Raw genomic sequence first — 20,317 nt, 5'->3', positions numbered from 1 at the left:
AGAGGGGCATCACAGGCCGGCGCCGCCGGTCGCGTCGATCACTCTGCCGGTCACCCAGCGGGCGTCGTCGGCGGCGAGGAAGGCCACGATGTCGGCGATGTCGTCAGGTCGTCCGATCCGGCCGAGGGCCGCCAGGGACGCAGCGTGGGCCTGGGCTTGCGAGTTGCCGCGCAACCACCCCGCGTTAACGTCAGTATCGACGATCCCGGGCGCCACCGAGTTGACCGTGATGCCTCGCGGACCCAGCTGCTTGGCCAGGTTGAGGGTGAAGGTGTCCAAAGCGCCCTTCGTGGAGCCGTAGGCGATGATCTCCGGCATGGCCAGGCGGGCCGCGCCGCTGGAGATGTTGATGATGCGTCCGCCGTCGCGCAGCCGCTCGAGTCCGTGCTGCACGATGAAGAACGGCGCCCGGACGTTCACCGCGAAGACCTCGTCGAATCCTTCCTCGGTGAGTGAGACCAGGTCCGCGCTACGGCCGATGCCGGCGTTGTTGACGATGATGTCGACGCCCGCACGGGGCGAGTGCTGCTGGATCTGGTCGTCGAAGGCGGCCCAGAGCGCGGCTGCGTCACCGTGCCTGCCCAGCTCGGCTTGGATCGCGAACGCCCGGCCGCCGCCCTTGCCGATCTTCTCGACGACCTCGTCGGCCGCGGCCTTGTCGCGCGCGAAGGCGACGGCCACGACGGCGCCGTCCCTGCCGAGCCGCTCGGCGATGGCCCGGCCGATTCCTCGGCTGCCGCCGGTGACCAGCGCGACCTTGTCGTTCAGCACGTGTGCGCCCATGGTGTCCTTCCACTCTTCTTTGTTGAGTGATTACTCAACAAAGAAGCTAGCACAACTTATTGAGCGATCGCTCTACAATGAGTGCATGGGCCAGACGGGTGCACCACGGGGACGGCCGCGCACGTTCGATCGCGACGCCGCCCTCACGCAGGCCATGCGCCTGTTTTGGGAGCGCGGCTACGAGGCCACCTCGCTCAACGAGCTCACCGAAGCGATGGGCATCCGCCCAGGCAGCCTCTACGCCGCCTTCGGTGACAAGAGGTCGCTGTTCAAGGAGGTGGTGCACGCCTACGCGCGCTCGTCCGTCGGCGCGTTCATCGGCATCGCCCTGAAGGAGGAGCCCACCGCCTTCCGGGCGTTCGCCCGAATCCTGCACCAGGCGGCGGCGATCTACCCCGATCCCTCCCACCCGGCCGGTTGCCTGACCATCAGCGCCGCCACCAACGTCACAGTCCAGGACGCCGAGATAGCGGTGTTCCTGCGCGACCTGCGTAACGCCAACCTCATGGTTTTCCACGACCGCCTGCGTACCGCCCAGCAGGAAGGCGAACTCCCTCCCGGCGCCGACCCTCGCGCCCTGGCCGGTTATTTCGCCGTCGTCATCCAGGGGATGTCACAGCGCGCCCGCGATGGAGCCGACGCGACCGAACTGGCAGCCATCGCCGATATGGCGATGGCTGCCTGGCCGGAGGCCGAGCCAGGCCGGAGCTCGCCGAACTGAGCCGAGCCCCCAGCCTGCGGACATTGCTCCGTCGCATGGGCACAGCGGCCTCTGCGCATCCACCCGTACCCGCCTCTGCACACAAGCCAGTACGCCGACACCGCCGGTTGCGTCCTCGGAGCGGTTAAAAGGCTCGACGAGATAGGTGCCGTAGGTTGATCTTAGGCGGCCTCGGTAGCCGTCGTCACGACGGTCTGCGAAGCGGGGTGGAGCTGGGTCGGCGGGTGCAGCAGCGCGCGCCGTAGGTCCTGCGGAACACGCAGTCCGGCCGGGGTCGTGGTGAAGCCGCGCCAGCCCCGTGAGGCCCGGTCCAGGACGGCCCGCACCAGCGACACGCACGAGGTCTCGCCGGCGAAGCGGCCGATCACCTTCACGCGGCGGGTCTCGCCGAAGGTCCGCTCGATGAAGGTGCAGTGGCGCACGCGCTTGTGGTGCTCGGCGGGGAAGCGCAGGTAGGAGGTCAGGTTGTGGCGGTCGGTCAGCAGGCTCCTGACCGCCGCCGGGCAGGAGCGGCCCCAGGCCTCGGCGAAGGCGTCGATGCGGGCCCGCACCAGTTCGACCAGCTGCCGGCCGGGCGTGACGTCGCCGAGGCCGGCAAGATCGAAGATGCCCCAGCAGGCGGCTTTGACCGCGGCCTGGTCGGCGGCTGAGATCTTGGAGGCGATAGTGCGAGCTGATCGATCGGCGCACCTTCCGCACCCGGTCAGAGGCCGAACGGGCGCTGTTCTCCTACATCGAGGGGTTCTACAACCCACGCCGGCGTCACTCGGCCAATGGCCAGCTCAGTCCCGCCGAATACGAACGCCGACACACGCTCAAGGCCACCCAAGATCTCGACTATGCTGCCGCGTAGTCGAAAGCCCTGATGTGTCTACCGAACCGGGGCAACTCCAGTTCGGCGACGATCCACACGCGCTCGACCACCTGATGGACGGACTGCGCTTCCAGGTCACCGATGACGACGTCGACCCCGTGGAAGCAGACGAGAGCGTCAGTTCCGCCTTGGCGCTGATCGGGCGGATCACCGAAACCGACATCGCCACCGACTGGTTCCAGGCGCGGCACTCGCGCATCGGCGACCCCTCCTGGCACCCACCTGGGCCTTGAGTGCACGGCCGGCCAGAGGAACGATCATCTTCATCCTGGGAAAGCAATCAACGATTCCCTGGCTTGTCCGCAGGTCAGGGCCACTCGTGAACACCCCACGATCGCCAATGCGGTGCAGAGCACGGCGCGCTGAAGGCCCGGGCCACCGCGCTCGCGGCACATCGCCGTCACACCAGATCGACGCCTGTATCCGCTACCTGACCGGTTGTGCCGCCTTTCTGCGCTACGACCAAACCCTGCAGCAGGGGCGTGGCCGAGCGCAGTCGGCCACGCCCCTGCGGTATCGCCCCTCGTGGCGGCGTGGCCGTCCCCGCGTCAAGACAGCGGGCGCACGTCCATGCCGTAGCTCAGACGATCGATCCACCATGGTCCGCAGCTCGCCGTGCTCCACTGGCCGCTGTTGGTCGTCACCCAGCCGCCGTCCCTACGGCCGTTGACACACTGGACCCACGCGCGGAACTCGTAGGCGGGACCGTTCGTCGCACATCGGGCGGAGAATGAGTTCTGACCGACGGCGTAGTCGCAGTCATCGACTCCTGCCGACGCCGGGCTCAGCATGCTCGATCCGACGGTAACGGCTCCCGCTGTGAGCATGGTCGCGGCGAGGACGCGCAGGGTTCTTCTCATACCCTCTCCTAGGATTGGTGACGGATGGCTGTTTCATGTTCCGTACGCCCCGGTTCACGCCTCATTCCGGGGAAGTGCAGCAGAGGAAATGCTTAGGAAACTTTCCTAAGCGAAAGATACGCGCCGACCCGGGCGCGTCAACCCTGTGCGTACCGGTAACCTCATCCGCCCAGCGGAGTAGGGGCGCGGACTCCCCCATTCGCGCACTTGAGGGTCGAGGATCTCCGGATCCGGCTTGCTTGCTCCCACGAAGGGATGTCTCCTTCCCCACCCTCAGCACAGAGTTTCATGCCTGTTTGTTACCTCTGTCTATTTTGACAGGGAGGGGATGGAATGCGTCGGGCTGCGGCTGCACCCCGGCAAGACCCGGATCGTGTACTGCAAGGACGGCAACCGGCGAGGCTCATATGAGCACGTGTCGTTCACCTTCTTGGGGTTCACCTTCCGCGCCCGCAAGGCGAGAAGCTGTCACGGCAGGAACTTCACCGACTTCCTGCCCGCGATCAGCAAGGACGCCCTGAAGAAAATCAGCGTCCAGGTGCGCCGCTGGCGACTGCACCGGCGCGTCGGCCACAGCCTTGCCGAGCTGGCCCGCGCGATCAACCCGATCGTCGGGGGCTGGATGCAGTACTACAGGGCGTTCTACCGCTCCGCGCTGCATCCCTTCCTGCACCGCATCAACGCCTATCTGATGCGGTGGCTCCGCAAGAAGTAGAGACGGCTGCGGGGGTTCAAGAAAGCCAGGACGTGCTGGGAGGGGATGACCGCCCGTTATCCCCGGTTGTTCGTGCCCTGGCGCTGGACCTGCGGTTTCTGGGGGCCAGGCGTGATAAGAGCCGGATGACGGGAGACTGTCACGTCCGGTTCTGTGGGAGCCGGAAGGTGGGATTCCTCCCGGCCACCCGACCCAGGTATCAGGTCTGCACTACCCAACGGGAGGCGTGCACTCTTCGTGTCAGAAGCGGAAGCGGGTTAGGCCGCCCGGCTCCGTCGCCGAGACCACCGTCGCCGAGCGTGGCTCGATGCGATACACGTTCCACGGCGGTGGTCCTTGCGACGGTGCATTGAACGGGGCGATGATGCCCGAACCGCTCTCATCGGGCTCCGCCGGCCAACCGTTGTCCGCCCACGCCTTGGCAATGCGCGCCACCGCATCCGGCTCGATTATCCGCACTGCGGCACCCTCGATCACGACATCCGCGTCGCGGATCGACACCGCGACCGAACACCGCGGATCGCGCGCGACGTTGCGCCCCTTGCGCGTGCCCGAGCCCGTCTGGAACCAGAAAGCGCCGTCCACCCAGAGAGCGCCGACCGCGGTCACATGCGGGCTGCCGTCCTCGTTGATGGTGCACAGCCACGTCGTGCGGGCGTTCGCCGCATCCGGTCGCGGTGTCGACCCCGCATCAAGCTTCTCGATGACGGCGGCCCAATCCACCGGCGGCAGGCCATCCGCCTCACCCAGATTGATGGTCTCCATATCCAGAACCTACCTGCCCGCCCTTCTCCGGCAGGCGCAATCGGCAACGAGACTCGCAACTGGGCGCGCAGGCATCGATCGATGAACCACCGGGAGGGCGCTGGACAACACCTCCACCGCCTCCGACGGGCCGGTACGGCCCGGCCACCCCGGGCGGCCACTGCCCCACCACCATCAAGACCACCAGCGGACCGATCACCATCGCCCGCCCCAACTCGCACTTCACAATGCACGACGGCGCCCGGGCCGAGCCGGTGCTGGCCGCCTAGTGAGCCGGTCTTGAGATCCTGTCGCAGTAGCGGCAGATACGGTCGATGATCTGGTCGGCAGTCTTGGTCCACCGGAACGGCTTGGCATTGTCGTTCCAGAACGCGATCCATTCCTCCAGAGCGGTCGTCAGCGCCCCCAGGGAGCAGAACACCCCACGCTCCAGGCAGCGTCGCTGCAACTCGGCGAACCAACGTTCGACCTGGTTGATCCACGAGGCATAGGTTGGGGTGAAATGCAGCGTGAAGCGTGGATGGGCCAGCAGCCAGCGGTGCACCAGCGGCGCCTTGTGCGCCGCGAGGTTGTCGCAGATCACATGGACCTGCAGGTCGGGTTCGACCTGCAGGTCCATCTCGGCCAGGAAGTCGCGGAAGTCGATCGCGCGGTGCCGGGCCGACAGTTTGCTGATCACCTGGCCGGTTGCGGTGTTCAGCGCGGCGAACAGGTCCACAGTGCCGTGCCGGATGTAGTCGAAGCTGCGCCGCTCCGGGGTCCTGGGCAGCATCGGTAGGACGGGCGCAGTCCGTTCCAGGGCCTGGATCTGGGGTTTTTCATCCATCGAGAACACCACCGCGCCGGCCGGCGGGGCCAGATACAGTCCGACCACGTCCCGGATCTTGTCGATCAGCAGCGGGTCCGGGGAGATCTTGAAGTCCTCGGTCCGCCACGGTTGCAGGCCGAACGCCCGCCAGATCCGCAGCACACTGGTCGGGGAGATGCCCACCTTCCGGGCCAGCTCGCGTTTGGACCAGTGGGTGGCTCCGGCAGGGACTTCTTCCAGCGTGCGCACTACCACCTCCTCGACCTGGGCGTCGGTGATGGTGCGCGGCACGCCGGGCCGGGGCTCGTCATGCAGTCCGTTCATCCGGGCGGACAGGAATCGGCTGCGCCAGCGGGCCACGGTTTTACGGTGGATCCGTAAGCGTCCGGCCACCGCCATGTTGCTGCCGCCCTCGGCGCAGGCCAGCACGATCCGTGCCCGCAGTGCCAAGCCCTGCGCGGTCGTACGGCGTTTCACTCACCCCTGCAACGTCGAGCGTTCGAGCTCGGTCAGCACCAGCGGCTCCAGTCGTGGATCACTCATCCCTCCAGCAGAACGCGGCGCGGAGGTCTCGTCACCTCGCGCTGCGGCCTGAAACACAATTCACCTCATGTGGTGACACCACAGCTCAAGACCGGCTCACTAGGGCATCACCACCGGCGGCACGCCCGTCTTCGTCGGCCTGACCGCCGCCGGATCCGAATCGACCGACGCCTGGAGTGACTTCCTGACCGATCTGGTCGGTCGCGGTCTGCGTCCGCCACTGCCGGTCGTCTCCGACGGCGCACCCGGCCCGATCAGCGCGGCCGAGCAGGTCTTTCCCGCTTCGCTGCGCCAGCGCTGTCTCGTCCACCGCCTGCGCAACATCGCCTCCAAGATCTCAGCCACCGACCAGGCCGCGGTCAAAGCCGCCTGCTGGGGCATCTTCGATCTTGCCGGCCTCGGCGACGTCACGCCCGGCCGGCAGCTGGTCGAACTGGTGCGGGCCCGCATCGACGCCTTCGCCGAGGCCTGGGGCCGCTCCTGCCCGGCGGCGGTCAGGAGCCTGCTGACCGACCGCCACAACCTGACCTCCTACCTGCGCTTCCCCGCCGAGCACCACAAGCGCGTGCGCCACTGCACCTTCATCGAGCGGACCTTCGGCGAGACCCGCCGCGTGAAGGTGATCGGCCGCTTCCCCGGCGAGACCTCGTGCGTGTCGCTGGTGCGGGCCGTCCTGGACCGGGCCTCACGGGGCTGGCGCGGCTTCACCACGACCCCGGCCGGACTGCGTGTTCCGCAGGACCTACGGCGCGCGCTGCTGCACCCGCCGACCCAGCTCCACCCCGCTTCGCAGACCGTCGTGACGACGGCTACCGAGGCCGCCTAAGATCAACCTACGGCACCTATCTCGTCGAGCCTTTTAACCGCTCCGAGGACGCAACCGTGAGGATTTCGGTGACGGCTCTGTTGGCGGAGCGGACGGCGCCGTCCATGTGGCCCTCCCACAGGTAGGAGGTCTCGGCGCCTGCCCAGTGCAGGGGCCCGATGGGGCGGGCCAGCCACGGGTGGTGGGATGCGAGCAGGCCGGGGGGCGGGGCGGGGACGCAACCGCTCTGCCAGGGTTCGGCGGCCCAGTCGTGTTCGAGGTAGTCCAGGCGGTCGCGGACTTGCTCGCCGAAGAGTGCCTCCAGGTCATCGAGCACCTGGCGTTCACGCTCGGGGGCCGCTCCGGGCCGCAGGAGGTTCGGGTCGTCGACGTTGCTGAGGTCCACGAATGCCAGGAGGACGCCCGGGGCGTCCGGATCGGGCGGGCTGACGTCGAAGGTCATGCGGGCGAGGCCGCATTCGGTGATGGCGGCGCCGGTGAGGCCCCGATCTCGCCACCACGGCCGCGAGTAGATGAGGTGGGTCTTGCTGCCGTGCCCCATCTGCCAGCGGCGTTGCAGATCGGCTCGGGCCGTGGGCAGCGGTGGGTCATGCGCGATGGCCCGGGCGGTTGCGGGGTCCGTGGCGATAAGGACGTGGCGGGCGGTGATGGATGTGCTGCCGGGGCCGTTCACGCAGGCCGTGCGATCGGTGCGACTGATGTGGGTGATCGGGTGGCCGGTGAGGACCCGGCCGCCCAGGTCCGCCGCCAGCCTGGTGGTCAGCGAGTCCGCGCCGCCGGCGATCCGGTATTTCAGCGCTCCGCTGACCTCGAGGAGTGAGCTGAGCCCTCCTGCTCCTCCGACGTGGGCGGAGAACGCCAGGAGCGACAGCGCGTCGGGCCTGCAGCCGAAACCGCTGGCGGTCACCGCCTCGAAGACCATCCGGCCCGCATGGGTGTGAACGTGGCGGCGCATCCAGCCGCCGAGGGTCTGAGCGTCCAGGCGGCGGGCGTAGGCCCCGTGCCAGGGCGGAGGGCCAAGTCGGTGGGCCATCCGGTCCAGGGCGTATTGGGCGCGTCCGAGGTCGAGCAGGCCGATCGGCCCGACAGGGGGGATGCTCCCCTGGTAGCGGTAGGTCCTGCCGTCCACGTGCAGCAGGTTCGCCCCGTCGTCGTACTGCGGTATCAGTCCGATGCCCAGCTCTTCCAGCAGTGCGAGGACCGCCTTCTGGCCAGGCCCCACCCAGGCGGCACCGGCGTCGACGGGGACGCCCGTGGTGGAGGTCATGGTCAGCATCCGTCCGCCGACGCGGTCCTTGGCCTCGCAGACGACGACGTTCATGCCCGCTTGGTGCAGTCGGCGCGCGGCGAGGAGTCCGGCCAGCCCGGCTCCCACGACGACCGCGTCGACCTCGCCGGATTGAACGGCCGGCAGGCGGTCCGCGGTCACGGTGTGTTCTTGCATGGGGTTCTCCTGTTCGGCGGATCGGGCGCGGGTCAGCGAGGCGGCGCGGCGCTCCGGTCGACCAGGACGCCGTCGCCGGAGGGCGGCGGCGGGGCGCCGGCGGTGTGGTGTGCCAGGTCGCGGAAGAAGCGGTCGGCGTTGATCGCGATCTCAGGTGGGTGGATGCCGGGGGTGCGTGCGGTGCCGTCCAGCACTCGGGCGAGTCCCAGCGCGAGCGGGATGCCGGTGCCCTCGGCCATGTCGTTGATCAGCGCCATCGCCCCTGTTCGGACCGTGTCGCCGGGCAGGCGGGCGTGAAGCGTGCTCCGGGGACGCGCGTCTTCAGAGCGTCTCGTCACGGTCCGGGCTCCGCATGCCGGACGAGCGTACGGTCCGGGTGATCCGGTGCCGGGCCGGGCCGCGCGCCGTGTGCGGGCGTCAGCGTGTACGGCCTCGGGTCGAAGGTGCGGGTGCGGCGGCGGAACCTCCAGGTCGGCTCGGGCCAGATGGCGGTGACGCGGCCCTGGGAGTCCATGTACCAGTTCGTGCAGCCGCCCGCCGCCCAGACGGTGCCGGCCATGCGCCGCTGGAGGGCGGCGTTGTAGGAGGCCTGGACGTCGGCGCGCACCTCCACGGCGGCCAGGCCGCGCTCGGCCATGACACGCAGGCAGTCGAGCAGATAGTTGATCTGCGACTCGATGATGTAGATGAGGCTGGTATGTCCCACCCCGGTGTTGGGTCCGGCCATCAGGAACAGGTTGGGGAAGCCGGCGACGGTGGTGCCGAGATAGGCTTGCGGGCTCCCCCGCCAGGTCTCGTCCAGGCTTCGCCCGTCGGCGCCCATGATGCACTGCGTGAAGGTGGCGTCGGTGACGCGGAACCCGGTCCCGAAGATCAGGACATCCGCCGGATGCGCACTCTCATCCCGTGCGGGATGAGATGCCGTGATCACGCTCTCCCGGGTGACGGTGGTGATCGGGTCGGTCACCACCTCGACGTTGGGCCGGGTCAGAGCCGGATAGTAGTCGTCGGACAGGAGGATCCGCTTGCAGCCCAGTTCGTAGTCCGGGGTCAGTTTGACGCGCAGCGCCGGGTCGGCGACCTGCCGGTGCAGGTGGGCGAGTGCTTCTTTGCGGCCCAGGTCGGCCATGGTGCGGCTGCCCAGCAGCACGGGCAGGCCCGCCTCGCGGCGCAGGTACTCCACGCCGCGCGCCAGGCGGTGCAGCGGCGGAGCCAGCCGGTACAGGCGGCGCCGCCAGGCGGGGATCGGCCTGTCGTGACGCGGCATGATCCACGGGGGGTTGCGCTGGAAGACGGTCACCCGCCGGGCGACGCGTTGCAGGTGCGGAACGAACTGGATGGCGCTTGCGCCGGTCCCGATCACCGCCACGCTTTTGTCGCGCAGATCGAGGTCGTGCCGCCAGCGGGCGGAGTGGAACGCCTCGCCTGCGAAGTCCTCCATCCCGGGGAGGGAGGGAACGGCCGGTTCCGACAGCGGTCCCTGCGCCATGACCAGTACTCCCGCGGTGAGCGGCCCCCGGCTGGTCTGCAGGATCCAGCGGTGCCGCCCGGGGTCCCAGGACGCCTGCTGAAGCGCGACGCCCAGTCGCAGGCAGGACATGAGGCCGTGGTCGTGGGCGCAACGCCGTAGATAGCGCTCGAGCTCACCTTGCGGGGCGAAGCGGCGGCTCCAGTCCGGGTTCGGTGCGAACGAGAACGAGTACAGGCGCGAGGGGACGTCGCAGGCGCAGCCGGGATAGGTGTTGTCCCGCCAGGTGCCGCCGACGTCGTCGGCCTGTTCGAGGACCGCCAGGTCCCGGTGGCCTTCCTGGCGCAGGCGGATGGCCGCACCCAGTCCCGCGAACCCCGCGCCGACGATGACCACGGCGACATGCGGCACGGGCGGGCTCGTCTCATCCCCGTCCCCGTGCATCCGCTGCGCCTCACCTGGGTTCTGGTCGGTCATGGTGCCTCCATCCACAATCTCTTGATTTAGAAACTATCGTATAGACTACGATAGTAAAAGATTCGATAGATGGAGTGAGATGAGAATACTGGACACCTGCGACGACTGGGAGCCGACCCAGCAGATGCTCGGCTTGGACGAGCAGGACCGGGCCGCCGGGGTCTGCGCCGTGGTGGGCATGGACGCCAGCCCGGGCATCAGCGACCTGTCGGCCCTACACGGCCTCACGATGCTGGACGGGCCGGCCCAGGGCCTGTCCGCCGCCTGGCCGGTGGACGTTCCCGGCTCGGGAACCGGCAGGCAGGGAAAGCAGGACGACGAACAGCTGCTCGATCCCAATGGGCGCCCCAGCGCCGCCGCCGTGCACCGGATGGATCAGACCAGCGTCCACGTCGCCGTGGTCGACGGCGGCCGGCTCGTTCACCAACGGCCACTGACGCCGGTCATGCTGGCCGTCGCCCCCAAACGTTCCGACGCGGCCTACACCGTGGGGCGTCCCGAACCGGTCACCTCCCGCCGCAGCTTCCACTCCACGGGCAAGGCCGTCAACCTCATGGTCATCACCCCGGGGACCCTCGCCTACCTGGATCTGCTGCACCGGAGTATCGACTCCGGCAGGCTCACCAACGAGACCGCGGCCACCGATCTGGCCAGGCCCTCGATCGTGCACGGCCTGCATTCCGCCCTCACCCCACTGGGCCGCAAGGGCCCCGGAACGCTGTCGCCGTTCTCCGCCACCGCCACCGCCACGGGAACCCGTCACGACGACCCGGTCATCGACCCCGAGCGGTTCTTCCGCGGCCTGGCGCGCCAGGCCCCCCGCCTGCGCAGTGACCGCGCCCCCGACCGCGTGGCGGTGGACGTGACCCTGGCCGACGTCGAGGCGCTCCGATCGTGACGAAAGCCCATCAGCGACCCGCTAAGGCGCAGGAATCCTCCAGGCCGCACGGCCTCACCGCTCCGCCCGCGCTGTTCGCCGAGGCCGATTTCGCCGAGGTCGACGGGCACCGTGTCCGCTACCGCGTGACCGGCAGCGGCCCGCCGACGGTCCTGCTGCACGGGCTGGGCCGCAGCCTGGAGGACTGGGAGCCGCTGCGCGCGGCCCTGTCCGGGCATCGCGTGCTGGCGATCGACCTCGCCGGGTTTGGGCACTCCCATCCCCTGCCCGACCCGCAGCTCGGCTCCCTGGCCGGGCACGTCATGAGAACGCTGGACGTCCTCGGAGTCACTCCCGCCGTGCACCTGGTGGGCAACTCGCTGGGCGGCGCCGTCGCGATGCGGCTCGCCGCCGACGCCCCCGCCAGGGTCACCTCGCTGGCCCTGGCCGGCAGCGCCGGGTTCGGCCACCAGGTCACCTGGGCCTTGCGCGTTTTGGACCTGCCGCTGCTGTGGCGGCTGCTGCTACGCCCCGACGAGAACACCGCACGCTCGACCGAGCGTGCGCTGTTCTACGATCCGGCCTTCGCCACCCCCGAACGGGTCGCCCTGGCGCACAAGCTCTCCCAGCGCCCAGGGGCCGCCCGAACCCTGCGGCGCATAGCCGCCGACCTGGGCTCCCTGCGGGGCGTCCGCCCGGGCTGGCGCCGGGACCTTCTCGCGGAGACGGCCCGGCTCGGCATCCCGACGCTCGTCGCCTGGGGCACCCACGACCGGATCCTGCCCGCCGGCCACCTCGTCAACGCGGCGGCCGCCTTGCCCGGCGCCCGCACCCACCTGTTCCCCCGAACCGGCCACCTGCCCCAGATCGAGCAAGCTGAGCAGTTCGCCGCCCTGCTCACCGGTTTCTGGGACGGGCTGAAGGCCGATTGACCCGTGACGGACCGCCCGGAGAGGTAGCCAGGCTCGGCTCTCCGGGCACTCTGCTGTCCGCCCGCACCTGGAAGGCTCCCACCGTGACCGCCGCAGCGCAGATGCCAGGACCGGACGTGCAGGTCCCCACCCGGATGCTCGTCGAAGCGCTCGTCCGCGCCGACCTCACGGTCGACACCGGTGAGCTCTACGCCACCGGCAATCTGCTGGGCATGACCGACCAGCGGGTGCGCCTGTGCATCAAGCGACTGGTCGCCGAAGGGCGCTTCCGCCGCATTCGCCCGCGCCCTGTGGCCACTGGACGAGGTCGCCGAGCGCTACCACCGGCTCGCCGCCGTCACCCGACCGCGGCTGGAGCGCCTCCGCGACCACAGCGACCTCTCCGAAGCGCAGCGCCTCACCATCGCGGTGGAACTGGCCGCCGCATTCGCCCGCGCCATGGAGCCCGACCCCCTCCTGCCGCCTCAGATGCTCCTGCGGCCCTGGCCCGGCAGCCAGGCACGCGCACTGGTCGCGCAGTGCTGGTCGCTCCTGAACGAGAACGCCGACCCGGACAGCGAGCACACCCGCCTCTTCCGCCTCGACAGCGACGTGGAAAGCACCGCCGCCCCGCCGGCTCGGTGAAGAACCGGCCGGGATCGATCAGATAAGCCGCGGTCCCAGGCGTGACGACCAGGAGGTTGGCCGAGTTTTCGACCGGCCGGTAGCTATACCGCAAGGTCACCGGCTCGGGATGGCCGACGGTGTTCGATGGTCCCGCACGCCGCACACCGCTTCGAGGTGTGCGCGGGATTGACTTTGACGACCCGCCCGGGGCCTTGTCCTCCAGCCGCTCGACCAGCAGGCCCCACTCGTTGGCGAGGATGCCCCGGTTCAGCCCGGCCTTGGCCGCCACGTTGACCTCGGGGGCCTGGATCGTGCCCTTCGCCGACCGGACCATGTTCCGGATCCTCAAGTCCTCCACAGCGATCACGTCGAAGCGGCGGGCCAGATCCGTGCTGGTCTTCTCGGCCAATCTTTGCGCCGGTCGGTCTGACGGGCTTTCAGTTTCGCAACGGCGGCCTTGGCCTTGTCGCGCCGCTTGGAGCCGCGCCGGGCGCGGACGAGTTTGCGTTCAAGGCGCGCCAGTCGCCGCTTCTCGCTGTCGGTCAGGACCGGCACCGTCAGCAGTTCTCCGGTGGACAGAGCCGCCGACACGGTCACCCCGCGGTCCACGCCGATGCTTTCGCCGTTACCGGGGGCGGGAATCGGCTCGGGGATGACGGCGAACGCCACATGCCAGCGCCCAGCCGCCGTGGGACGGCCGTCCGGGCCTCGCAGGTCGGTCGCTTCAGCACCGGACGTCGGCAGCACATCAACAGGCCAGGCGGTGTAGAGATCGATTACGATGTCGAGCCGGGCCGCCGCCCTGGCTGCGAGCAGGTTGCCGATACCGGGGCTCGCGCCCATACCGACCACGGCGCACCCTGCCGCCCGGACGTCGGCGTCGAGCATCCGCAGGGTGGATTCCCAGTCGTCGCAGACATCGATGCAGGGAGTACAGGTGCGGATCGCCGCCTTGCAGGCGCTCGTCCGCACCCGCGAGCCGGCCCCTTTGACGTGTCTGCGTAGATCGCTCCCCGCGCCCGAGGGCCGGACACGCGTAGCCGCTCGGTACCGATAGTCTGGATAAGTGCGCCCCCGGAACCGACTCCCGTTCTGAACGTGCCAGCGGTTTGCGACAACGAGGCCTGACGTCCTCACCGGCACCGGCGCGACCGGCCCCGAACTCTCCATGATCTCCTCGCCGCCCTTTCGGGCTGCCCGGAAGAAAAGGAACCTCAATGCCGCGACGTACCTCCTACCGCCACGGCACGCCCAACTGGGTGGAGCTGCAGACCCCCAACCAAGAGGCCGCCAAGTCCTTCTACGGCCGCTTGTTCGGCTGGGAGTTCGAGGACCGTCCAATGCCCCAGGGCCCGACCTACTCGATGGCCGTCAAGAACGGCGGGATCGTCGCCGGGATCGCCTCACAGGCACCGGACAGGGCCGCGCGGGACGTGCCACCGAGGTGGAACACCCATTTCGCCGTCGACGACGTCGACGCCTCGGCTGCCAGGGTCGAGGTGGCGGGCGGGCGGCTGCTGACGGCGCCGTTCGACGTCGCGGACGCCGGGCGAATGGCCTTCGCCGCCGATCCTACGGGTGTGAGCGTCGGGCTCTGGCAGGCCGGGAAGCACATTGGGGCCACCGTGGTGAACGAGCCCGGCACGTTCATCTGGAGTGAGCTCATGACCGCCGACCATGACGCCGCGCTGCCGTTCTACGAGCAGGTCTTGGGCCTCACCACGACGACCGTGGACCTGGGCGGCTCCCCCTTCACCGGCTTCACGGTCGGTGAGGACATGATCGGCGGAATCATCCCTCCCCAGCGGGAGGGCGTCGAACACCGCTGGATCGTCTATTTCTCCGTGGCGGGCGTCGAGGAGATCGCGCGACGCGTCGAGGAACTCGGCGGCACCGTCGTGCACGGGCCGATCAGCACCCCGGTGGGGCCGCTGGCGGCGTTGCGCGACCCGCAGGGCGGCGCATTCAGCGTCTGGGCCTTCAACGGCCCCACCAAGTAGTCCGCTTCCGTCGCTGCTGCTGGAAAGCGAATCCGGCGCCTGAACGCGGGGTGTCGACGACTGCCACTCCATCGACTGGTCCGCCGGGCTGGGGTGCGTCCCACCCGGTCACGCCCCACTCGGCCCCGTCACCGCCGCCCTGCGATCCGGTGGCGGCTTCCAGCCGTCGGCGGCTGCCGAGATGTTCCCGGCCGCCGTCGCGGTCGGCGACGACACGGTGAAGTTCGCCAAGAAGCGAAGCGATCCACCGGCCGCGGCTGACTCGCGGAGACCGTGAACGGCGGGCTCCGTTCGCCTCCGTCTGGGAACGCCCCCGCACAGGCAGGCGGCCTCCTCCAGCAGCTGCGGTGTCATCGTGATCCCAGTGAGACGCTCGGCCAACATGAACGCCGGTCTCCGTGGGGCTCGGCGGCACCCATCTGCTCGACGGTCTCCGCGAGTTCGTCCGGCATCTCCTCCGAATAGCCTTCCAGCAGCAGGGCGGCGTGCACCCGCCGATACCCGTAGGTCTCATGGGCATCGGCAAAGATCTCGGCGACGACAGCGGCCCGCAGCACCCGGCGCTGCGCGGTGGCCGAGGCCGGCCGAGTGCGCCACTCGTAGTAGCCCGAGCGCGACGCCCCCAGCCAGGCACACATCTCGGCGATCTTATGGTGCGCCTTCTCCGCATCGATCAGCTCGAACTTGGCGAGCGTCATCGAGTCTCGGCCGCGAAGAAGGCTGCTTTTTTCAAGAACGCCAGCTTCTCGCGGAGCTCGGCGTTTTCCCGCTCCAACTCGCGGATCCGGGCCCGCTCCGGCCCGGAGACCGGCGGCTCGGCCTGGCCGTGCACGATCCGATACCGGTGCCGAACAGGCGGGAGGCGAACGTCTCGGCGGTGTTGCGCAGCTTCGGGCGGGCGATGGTGACCGGACCGGTGGTGGTCTTGATGGCGGTGGTATGCGTGCCACGAGCGTAGGCCCTTGCATAGTGCGAACTTTGGTCGGTTCAGCACGGCAACCTACGCTCGTTCTCTTCTGCACCGCACCTCGGACGCGACCGACGGCCCGTCCGAGCAAGCTTCAGATCCCTTGGACACGGCGCGGCCCCACCTCCGGGACTGCTGGATCACCTGACGTGCCTGAAGACCGTCGACGCGATGTTCTCAAAATCAAATCTCATAATCTTTAGTTTTTGAGATAGCGATACGCAGTCGCCCTGGAGATCTCGAAGGCGGCGGCTATCTCCTCGACGCTGCGGCCCTCGCCGTAGAGGGATCTCGCCTGGGCGATCTGCTCCTCGGTGAGGGCGGCGCGTCGCCCGCCACTCCGTCCCCGGGCGCGCCCGCGAGGCCGGGGCGCGGCCGGTTCGCCCAGCAGAGCTCTGGCGCCGTCGAGGATCAGGCTCCGCAACCGGTCGACGGGCTCGTCGCGGAACAGCACCACGGGATCGGCCAGCCCGGCGACCACCTGGCAGGCGCGCACCCGCTGCTCGAGCCCGCCGCCGGGACCGGCCACCAGCTCGTTGGCCAGGCCGATCGCGGCGCGGAAGCGGTCGCCGGCGGGGGTCTGCACCAGCAGCGTCATGTCCTTGACGAGCATGGTGAGGGTCTGGCGGTGGCGCAGGTGCACATCGACGTAGCCCTCTATCGCCCGCCAGCGCACCTCCTCGGCGCTCTCGCACGACTCGGCCCGCGCCAGCGTCCCCTCCAGCTCGTCCAGCAGCGGCATCGTGAGCTGGTGGAGGATCTCCTCCTTGGACTCGAAGTGGTAGTAGAGGGCGGCCTTGGTGATGCCCACCTCGTCGGCGACGGCCTGCATGGAGGTGGCGCGGTAGCCGCGGGCGGCGAACAGGGCGCGCGCCGCCTCCAGGATCCGCTCGGAGGTTTCACTTACCAATGGTCAGTTCCTTCGATATAGTACTTACCGGCAGTCAGTCTATTGCTGCGGGGATGATCTGCATGCGTACCAAGGTGTCCTTCACCGCTGACGGCGTCCGCTGCGCCGGCTACCTCTACCTGCCCGCCGACCACGGACCGGTGCCGTGCGTGGTGCTCTGTCACGGCTTCAGCGGGACGATGGACCGGCTCTCCGACTATGCCGAGCGTTTCGTCGCCGCGGGCCTGGCGGCGCTGGTCTTCGACTACCGCGGCTTCGGAGAGAGCGGCGGGGAGCCGCGCCAGGTCCCCGACATCGACGGCCAGCTCGTCGATGTCCGTGCCGCGGTGGCCTTCGCCCGCGCGCACGAGCGGATCGACCCCGACAGGGTGATGTTGTGGGGCAACTCGCTGGGCGGCGCGCACGCCATCACCGTGGCCGCGGACGATCCCCGGATCACCGCGGTGGTGGCGCAGATCCCGTTCAACGGCTTCCCCAAAAAGGTGGAGGACCGCTCGACCGGCGAGACGCTGCGGCTGCTGGGCGCGATCGTCTGGGACTCTCTCCGCGGCAAGGTGGGCATGCGCCCGCATTACATCCCCATGGTGGGACGGCCTGGAGAGCTCGCCGTGACCGCCACTCCCGAAGCCGACCAGCACATCCAGACCCTCACCGGCGGCGGACAGACGCTGTGGCGCAACAGCGTCGCCCCCAGAGGCCTGCTGCAGATGATGCGCTATCGCCCCGCCGGCTCCGCCGCCCGGTTGGCCTGCCCGCTGCTGGTCTGCGTCGCCGCCGAGGACCGGGAGACGCCGCTGGAGACCACCCGGGTGCTCGCCGACCGTGCGCCTCGAGGCGAGCTGCGGGTCTACCCCGGCACGCACTTCACCTTCTACACCGATCCCGTCTTCCGTGATCGGGTAGTCGCCGACCAGATCGCCTTCTTCCACCGGGCTACCGCATCGGTGTGAAAGGAGCAGCTCGGGACCGCACATCACCGACCATGGAGGTGACCTGATGTTGTACGGGCGCCAGGCGGAACAGGCCGCGATCGACGAGCTGCTCCAGGCGCGCTCCGGCGCTCTGATCGTGCGTGGCGAGGCGGGCATCGGCAAGTCGGCCCTTCTGGACTACACCGCCGCGACAGCACAGGCACGCGTGTTGCGAGTCAACGGCGTCGAGTCCGAGACCGACCTGCCGTTCGCCGCGTTGCACCTGCTGCTCCGCCCGGTCCTCGACCACGTGAGAGCGCTGCCGCCGCAGCAGGCAGAGGCGTTACGCAGTGCGCTCGGCCTTGGCGGCCCGGCCCGGGGCGACCGTTTCCTCGTCGGCCTGGCGACGCTCAGCCTGCTCGTGGAGCTGTCGGCGGCGGGCCCGCTGGTCTGCCTGGTCGATGACGCCCAGTGGCTGGACGGCGAGTCGGCCGACGCGCTGCTGTTCGCCGCCCGCCGCCTGCATGGCGAGCCCGTCGCCACGCTGTTCGCCGCGAGGGAGGGCGATGGGCTCTTCCCTTCGAGGGGACTGCCCGAGCTGTGGCTGGGCGAACTCGACGCCGGGACCGCCCACCGCCTGCTCGCCGAGCAGGCGGCGGATCTGCCGCCGGCCGTCCGGGAGCAGCTTGTCGCCGAGGCCCGGGGCAATCCCCTTGCCCTGGTCGAGCTGGCCCGGATGCTCACCGCCGAGCAGCGCAGGGGCGCGCTCGTCCCGCTGTCGTTCTCCCTCGGTACGGCGCAGCCGGTGACTGATCGGGTGCTGTGCGGCTTTCGGGACCGGATCGCAGCGATGCCCCGCGCCACTCGCTCCTGCCTGCTGGTGGCCGCTCTCGACGACCGGGCCGAGCTGGATGTGTTCGCACGGGCGATCGGCCTGCTCGGCGCCTCGCTGACCGACTTCGCGGAGGTCGAGCGGACGGGCCTGGCCAGGGTGGGTTCGGAGGGTGTCGTCTTCCGCCACCCGCTCGTGCGTACAGCCGTGCTGCTGTCGTGCGACATCGGCGCCAGGATGGCGGCGCACCGGGCCCTGGCCGAAGCTGTCGACGGCGATCGGCGGGCCTGGCACCTGGCCGCCGTCACTCTGCAGCCCGACGAGGAGGTGGCCCGGATGATGGAGTGCCTGGCCCTGCGCGCCCGGCAGCGCGGAGGACAGACGGCGGTGTCGGCGGCCTACGCGCGGGCGGCCGAGCTGTCAGCCGATCCCGTCGCGGCCGTACAACGGTGGACAGTCGCCGCCGGGGCCGCAGCCGAGGCGGGCCTGTGGGAGCGGGCGCGTGAGCTGGTCAGCAAGGCGTCACACCTGCTCGAGGAGGCGGCACTCCCCGGATCCATGATGACGAAGGAGGCGGCGCTCCCTGGATCGGTGCTGGCGGAGTTGACCCAGGTGAAGGCGAAGCTGGAGATCGAGGCGGGCCGCCCGTTGGAGGGCGTGCGCCTGCTGCATCAGGGAGCCGAGGCGGTGACGGATCTGCCCGCCAAGTTGTCGCTGCTCAGCCTGGCCGGCTTCTACACCTGGGCCGGCGCTCCCCACCCCGATCAGGTAGCACTGGCTCGCCGTACCGAGGAGCTGTGCCCGGACGGCGACGGGCTGGCCGCCACGGTGCGCACGCTCAACCACACCCTGCGCCTGCTCCTCGAAGGCGACACAGCGACCACGCTCACCTACCAGCCGCCGGACCGGGCCGAACGCGTGCCGTTCGAGGTGCGTTTCGTCCTGGCCTACCAGGACGTCGTCCGCGCCGATCACGACGGCATGCTGGACGGCGCGGCCATGCTCGTGGAGGACTGCCGCGCTGAGGGACGGCTGGGACGCATGCCCCAGGCCATGACCGCCCTCACCATCGCCCAGCTCGTCAGCGGCCGCCATCGGTCAGCGCGGGCCACGGTGGCCGCGGGCCTGGCCCTGGCCGCCGACGTGGGCCAGGCGCAGTGGAGCAGCTATCTGGCGGGCTTGCACGCCTGGCTGTCGGCGGTCGCCGGTGCACAGGAGGAGTGCGGCGAGATGGCGGAGCAGGCGATCCGCGACGCCGAGCACCGCAGGTGGATGCCGGGAGCCTTCTGGGCGGAATACGCGCGGCTGATGCTCGACCTCGGAGCGGGACGCTACGAGGCGGTGCTCGAGCGGGTGGACCGGGCGGCGGTCGGCCCGACTCGCCATGCCTTTCTCTGGCGCTACGCCTGGCCCGACTACGTCGAGGCCGCCACACGGGCGGGGAATCCCCGATGTGCGAAGGAGGCGCTGCGACCGTATGCCGAGTGGGCGCGCGCCACCGGCCAGGCCAGGCCGCTTGCCGTACTGCATCGGGCTCAGGCGCTGCTGGCCGCTGAGCACGAGGCCGAGAGACTCTTCGAGCAGGCGCTCGTCCTCCATGCCGAGGGCGGGCAGCCCTTCGACGAGGCGCGCACCCGCCTGGTCTACGGGGAGTGGCTACGCCGCCAGCAACGGCGCGTCGAGGCACGCGCCCAACTCGAGGCCGCCGTCGAGGTCTTCGATCGGCTCGACGCGGCTCCCTGGTCCGCCCGGGCGGCGGCCGAGTTGCGGGCCACCGGCGCCTCCCTGCCTGACCGGACCCGCTTCGGCGGTCCGCTGGCTGCTCTGACGGCACAGGAGCTCCAGGTCGTCCGGTTGGCCGTCACCGGAGCGTCGAACCGCGAGATCGGCGCCCAGCTGTTCCTCAGCCCGCGCACCGTCGCCTCACACCTGTACAAGGCCTTCCCCAAGCTGGGCGTCTCCTCCCGCGCCGAGCTGGCCAGGCTGGGGGTGGCGTAG

21 protein-coding genes and 3 pseudogenes are annotated in these 20,317 nt (G+C 69.7%); 11 read left to right on the top strand and 13 right to left on the bottom strand.

Annotation, left to right across the window (positions count from 1 at the left end; all coding sequences use genetic code 11):
* Window positions 1–9 precede the first annotated feature (9 nt).
* Window positions 10–783, bottom strand: a complete 774-nt coding sequence (locus HS041_RS27780) for an SDR family oxidoreductase (protein WP_196443792.1) — start codon at window positions 781–783, stop codon at window positions 10–12.
* 85 nt (window positions 784–868) lie between these two features.
* Here HS041_RS27780 and HS041_RS27775 point away from each other — a divergent pair, with 85 nt between their 5' ends.
* Window positions 869–1,504, top strand: a complete 636-nt coding sequence (locus HS041_RS27775) for a TetR/AcrR family transcriptional regulator (RefSeq protein WP_196443791.1) — start codon at window positions 869–871, stop codon at window positions 1,502–1,504.
* A 161-nt stretch (window positions 1,505–1,665) separates the two neighbouring features.
* Here HS041_RS27775 and HS041_RS27770 read toward each other — a convergent pair whose 3' ends face one another.
* Window positions 1,666–2,259, bottom strand: a complete 594-nt coding sequence (locus HS041_RS27770; protein WP_196443790.1) for a transposase — start codon at window positions 2,257–2,259, stop codon at window positions 1,666–1,668.
* Between HS041_RS27770 and HS041_RS27765 the strand changes: the two are divergent.
* Together HS041_RS27765 and HS041_RS27760 are read left to right on the top strand one after the other, a co-directional pair.
* Window positions 2,172–2,357, top strand: a pseudogene (locus HS041_RS27765) (IS3 family transposase); the annotation flags it as partial. The gene HS041_RS27770 and the pseudogene HS041_RS27765 overlap by 88 nt on opposite strands.
* Before the next feature lie 14 nt (window positions 2,358–2,371).
* Complete coding sequence (locus HS041_RS27760; RefSeq protein ID WP_196443789.1) at window positions 2,372–2,611, top strand: hypothetical protein; 240 nt, start codon at window positions 2,372–2,374, stop codon at window positions 2,609–2,611.
* Between the two features lie 315 nt (window positions 2,612–2,926).
* On the opposite strand, the gene HS041_RS27755 is transcribed toward HS041_RS27760, so the two are convergent.
* Entirely contained in the window at window positions 2,927–3,238 is a 312-nt protein-coding gene (locus HS041_RS27755) for a hypothetical protein (RefSeq protein ID WP_196443788.1), read from the bottom strand.
* A gap of 328 nt (window positions 3,239–3,566) precedes the next feature.
* Between HS041_RS27755 and HS041_RS27750 the strand changes: the two genes are divergently transcribed.
* Window positions 3,567–3,953 carry a group II intron maturase-specific domain-containing protein gene (locus HS041_RS27750; RefSeq protein WP_196443787.1) on the top strand — a complete coding sequence of 129 codons (387 nt, stop codon included), beginning with the start codon at window positions 3,567–3,569 and terminating at the stop codon, window positions 3,951–3,953.
* Window positions 3,954–4,193: 240 nt separating this feature from the next.
* Here HS041_RS27750 and HS041_RS27745 read toward each other — a convergent pair whose 3' ends face one another.
* Complete coding sequence (locus tag HS041_RS27745; protein WP_196443786.1) at window positions 4,194–4,718, bottom strand: pyridoxamine 5'-phosphate oxidase family protein; 525 nt, start codon at window positions 4,716–4,718, stop codon at window positions 4,194–4,196.
* 265 nt (window positions 4,719–4,983) lie between these two features.
* Window positions 4,984–6,069: pseudogene (locus tag HS041_RS27740) on the bottom strand (IS630 family transposase).
* Window positions 6,070–6,172: 103 nt separating this feature from the next.
* On the opposite strand from HS041_RS27740, the pseudogene HS041_RS27735 reads away from it, so the two are divergent.
* Window positions 6,173–6,895, top strand: a pseudogene (locus HS041_RS27735) (transposase); the annotation flags it as partial.
* A gap of 16 nt (window positions 6,896–6,911) precedes the next feature.
* Here HS041_RS27735 and HS041_RS27730 read toward each other — a convergent pair.
* From HS041_RS27730 to HS041_RS27720, 3 genes are read right to left on the bottom strand one after another with little or no spacing between them, the layout of a single operon-like run.
* On the bottom strand, window positions 6,912–8,339 hold the full coding sequence (locus tag HS041_RS27730; RefSeq protein ID WP_196443785.1) for a flavin monoamine oxidase family protein: 1,428 nt from the start codon (window positions 8,337–8,339) through the stop codon (window positions 6,912–6,914).
* Between the two features lie 32 nt (window positions 8,340–8,371).
* The gene (locus HS041_RS27725; RefSeq protein ID WP_196443784.1) at window positions 8,372–8,677 is read right to left on the bottom strand and encodes a hypothetical protein; all 306 of its coding nucleotides are present in this window, start codon (window positions 8,675–8,677) and stop codon (window positions 8,372–8,374) included.
* Window positions 8,674–10,284: a flavin-containing monooxygenase gene (locus tag HS041_RS27720; protein ID WP_230879823.1), complete on the bottom strand. Its 1,611-nt coding sequence runs from the start codon at window positions 10,282–10,284 to the stop codon at window positions 8,674–8,676. The genes HS041_RS27725 and HS041_RS27720 overlap by 4 nt, the downstream gene beginning before the upstream one ends.
* A 79-nt stretch (window positions 10,285–10,363) precedes the next feature.
* On the opposite strand from HS041_RS27720, the gene HS041_RS27715 reads away from it, so the two are divergent.
* The 3 genes from HS041_RS27715 (at window position 10,364) to HS041_RS27705 (ending at window position 12,717) form a co-directional block, all read left to right on the top strand.
* Entirely contained in the window at window positions 10,364–11,182 is an 819-nt protein-coding gene (locus HS041_RS27715; RefSeq protein ID WP_196443783.1) for a hypothetical protein, read from the top strand.
* Entirely contained in the window at window positions 11,179–12,093 is a 915-nt protein-coding gene (locus HS041_RS27710; protein WP_196443782.1) for an alpha/beta fold hydrolase, read from the top strand. Before HS041_RS27715 ends, HS041_RS27710 begins: the two co-directional genes overlap by 4 nt.
* A gap of 288 nt (window positions 12,094–12,381) precedes the next feature.
* Entirely contained in the window at window positions 12,382–12,717 is a 336-nt protein-coding gene (locus HS041_RS27705; protein WP_196444348.1) for a PaaX family transcriptional regulator C-terminal domain-containing protein, read from the top strand.
* A 345-nt stretch (window positions 12,718–13,062) separates the two neighbouring features.
* On the opposite strand, the gene HS041_RS27700 is transcribed toward HS041_RS27705, so the two are convergent.
* Window positions 13,063–13,671: a transposase gene (locus tag HS041_RS27700; protein WP_196443781.1), complete on the bottom strand. Its 609-nt coding sequence runs from the start codon at window positions 13,669–13,671 to the stop codon at window positions 13,063–13,065.
* Between the two features lie 245 nt (window positions 13,672–13,916).
* Here HS041_RS27700 and HS041_RS27695 point away from each other — a divergent pair, with 245 nt between their 5' ends.
* Complete coding sequence (locus tag HS041_RS27695) at window positions 13,917–14,699, top strand: VOC family protein (protein ID WP_196443780.1); 783 nt, start codon at window positions 13,917–13,919, stop codon at window positions 14,697–14,699.
* A 108-nt stretch (window positions 14,700–14,807) separates the two neighbouring features.
* On the opposite strand, the gene HS041_RS38710 is transcribed toward HS041_RS27695, so the two are convergent.
* The 4 genes from HS041_RS38710 to HS041_RS27680 all read right to left on the bottom strand — a co-directional run bounded on the left by HS041_RS38710 (window position 14,808) and on the right by HS041_RS27680 (window position 16,576).
* Window positions 14,808–15,053 carry a hypothetical protein gene (locus tag HS041_RS38710; protein ID WP_230879822.1) on the bottom strand — a complete coding sequence of 82 codons (246 nt, stop codon included), beginning with the start codon at window positions 15,051–15,053 and terminating at the stop codon, window positions 14,808–14,810.
* Window positions 15,050–15,397, bottom strand: coding sequence for an IS3 family transposase (locus HS041_RS27690; RefSeq protein WP_196443779.1), 348 nt, complete (start codon window positions 15,395–15,397; stop codon window positions 15,050–15,052). The genes HS041_RS38710 and HS041_RS27690 overlap by 4 nt, the downstream gene beginning before the upstream one ends.
* Window positions 15,394–15,531 (bottom strand): hypothetical protein, encoded by a 138-nt coding sequence (locus HS041_RS27685; protein WP_196443778.1) that lies wholly within the window; start codon window positions 15,529–15,531, stop codon window positions 15,394–15,396. Before HS041_RS27685 ends, HS041_RS27690 begins: the two co-directional genes overlap by 4 nt.
* A gap of 334 nt (window positions 15,532–15,865) precedes the next feature.
* Entirely contained in the window at window positions 15,866–16,576 is a 711-nt protein-coding gene (locus tag HS041_RS27680; RefSeq protein WP_196443777.1) for a TetR family transcriptional regulator, read from the bottom strand.
* A gap of 62 nt (window positions 16,577–16,638) precedes the next feature.
* Between HS041_RS27680 and HS041_RS27675 the strand changes: the two genes are divergently transcribed.
* Both HS041_RS27675 and HS041_RS27670 read left to right on the top strand, forming a co-directional pair.
* The gene (locus HS041_RS27675; RefSeq protein WP_196443776.1) at window positions 16,639–17,526 is read left to right on the top strand and encodes an alpha/beta hydrolase; all 888 of its coding nucleotides are present in this window, start codon (window positions 16,639–16,641) and stop codon (window positions 17,524–17,526) included.
* 46 nt (window positions 17,527–17,572) lie between these two features.
* On the top strand, window positions 17,573–20,317 hold the full coding sequence (locus HS041_RS27670; protein WP_196443775.1) for an ATP-binding protein: 2,745 nt from the start codon (window positions 17,573–17,575) through the stop codon (window positions 20,315–20,317).

Source organism: Planomonospora sp. ID67723 (genome assembly GCF_015711605.1).
Taxonomy (GTDB): domain Bacteria; phylum Actinomycetota; class Actinomycetes; order Streptosporangiales; family Streptosporangiaceae; genus Planomonospora_A.
This window is presented reverse-complemented; position numbering and strand designations above follow the sequence as displayed.

Excerpts from the sequence above, each read along its gene's own strand:
- HS041_RS27695 (WP_196443780.1), top strand. The coding sequence starts at position 13,917 with ATGCCGCGACGTACCTCCTACCGCCACGGCACGCCCAACTGGGTGGAG.
- HS041_RS27675 (WP_196443776.1), top strand. The coding sequence starts at position 16,639 with ATGCGTACCAAGGTGTCCTTCACCGCTGACGGCGTCCGCTGCGCCGGC.
- HS041_RS27780 (WP_196443792.1), bottom strand. The coding sequence starts at position 783 with ATGGGCGCACACGTGCTGAACGACAAGGTCGCGCTGGTCACCGGCGGC.
- HS041_RS27750 (WP_196443787.1), top strand. The coding sequence starts at position 3,567 with ATGGAATGCGTCGGGCTGCGGCTGCACCCCGGCAAGACCCGGATCGTG.
- HS041_RS27720 (WP_230879823.1), bottom strand. The coding sequence starts at position 10,284 with ATGACCGACCAGAACCCAGGTGAGGCGCAGCGGATGCACGGGGACGGG.
- HS041_RS27715 (WP_196443783.1), top strand. The coding sequence starts at position 10,364 with ATGAGAATACTGGACACCTGCGACGACTGGGAGCCGACCCAGCAGATG.
- HS041_RS27745 (WP_196443786.1), bottom strand. The coding sequence starts at position 4,718 with ATGGAGACCATCAATCTGGGTGAGGCGGATGGCCTGCCGCCGGTGGAT.
- HS041_RS27730 (WP_196443785.1), bottom strand. The coding sequence starts at position 8,339 with ATGCAAGAACACACCGTGACCGCGGACCGCCTGCCGGCCGTTCAATCC.
- HS041_RS38710 (WP_230879822.1), bottom strand. The coding sequence starts at position 15,053 with ATGACACCGCAGCTGCTGGAGGAGGCCGCCTGCCTGTGCGGGGGCGTT.
- HS041_RS27690 (WP_196443779.1), bottom strand. The coding sequence starts at position 15,397 with ATGACGCTCGCCAAGTTCGAGCTGATCGATGCGGAGAAGGCGCACCAT.
- HS041_RS27670 (WP_196443775.1), top strand. The coding sequence starts at position 17,573 with ATGTTGTACGGGCGCCAGGCGGAACAGGCCGCGATCGACGAGCTGCTC.
- HS041_RS27755 (WP_196443788.1), bottom strand. The coding sequence starts at position 3,238 with ATGAGAAGAACCCTGCGCGTCCTCGCCGCGACCATGCTCACAGCGGGA.
- HS041_RS27775 (WP_196443791.1), top strand. The coding sequence starts at position 869 with ATGGGCCAGACGGGTGCACCACGGGGACGGCCGCGCACGTTCGATCGC.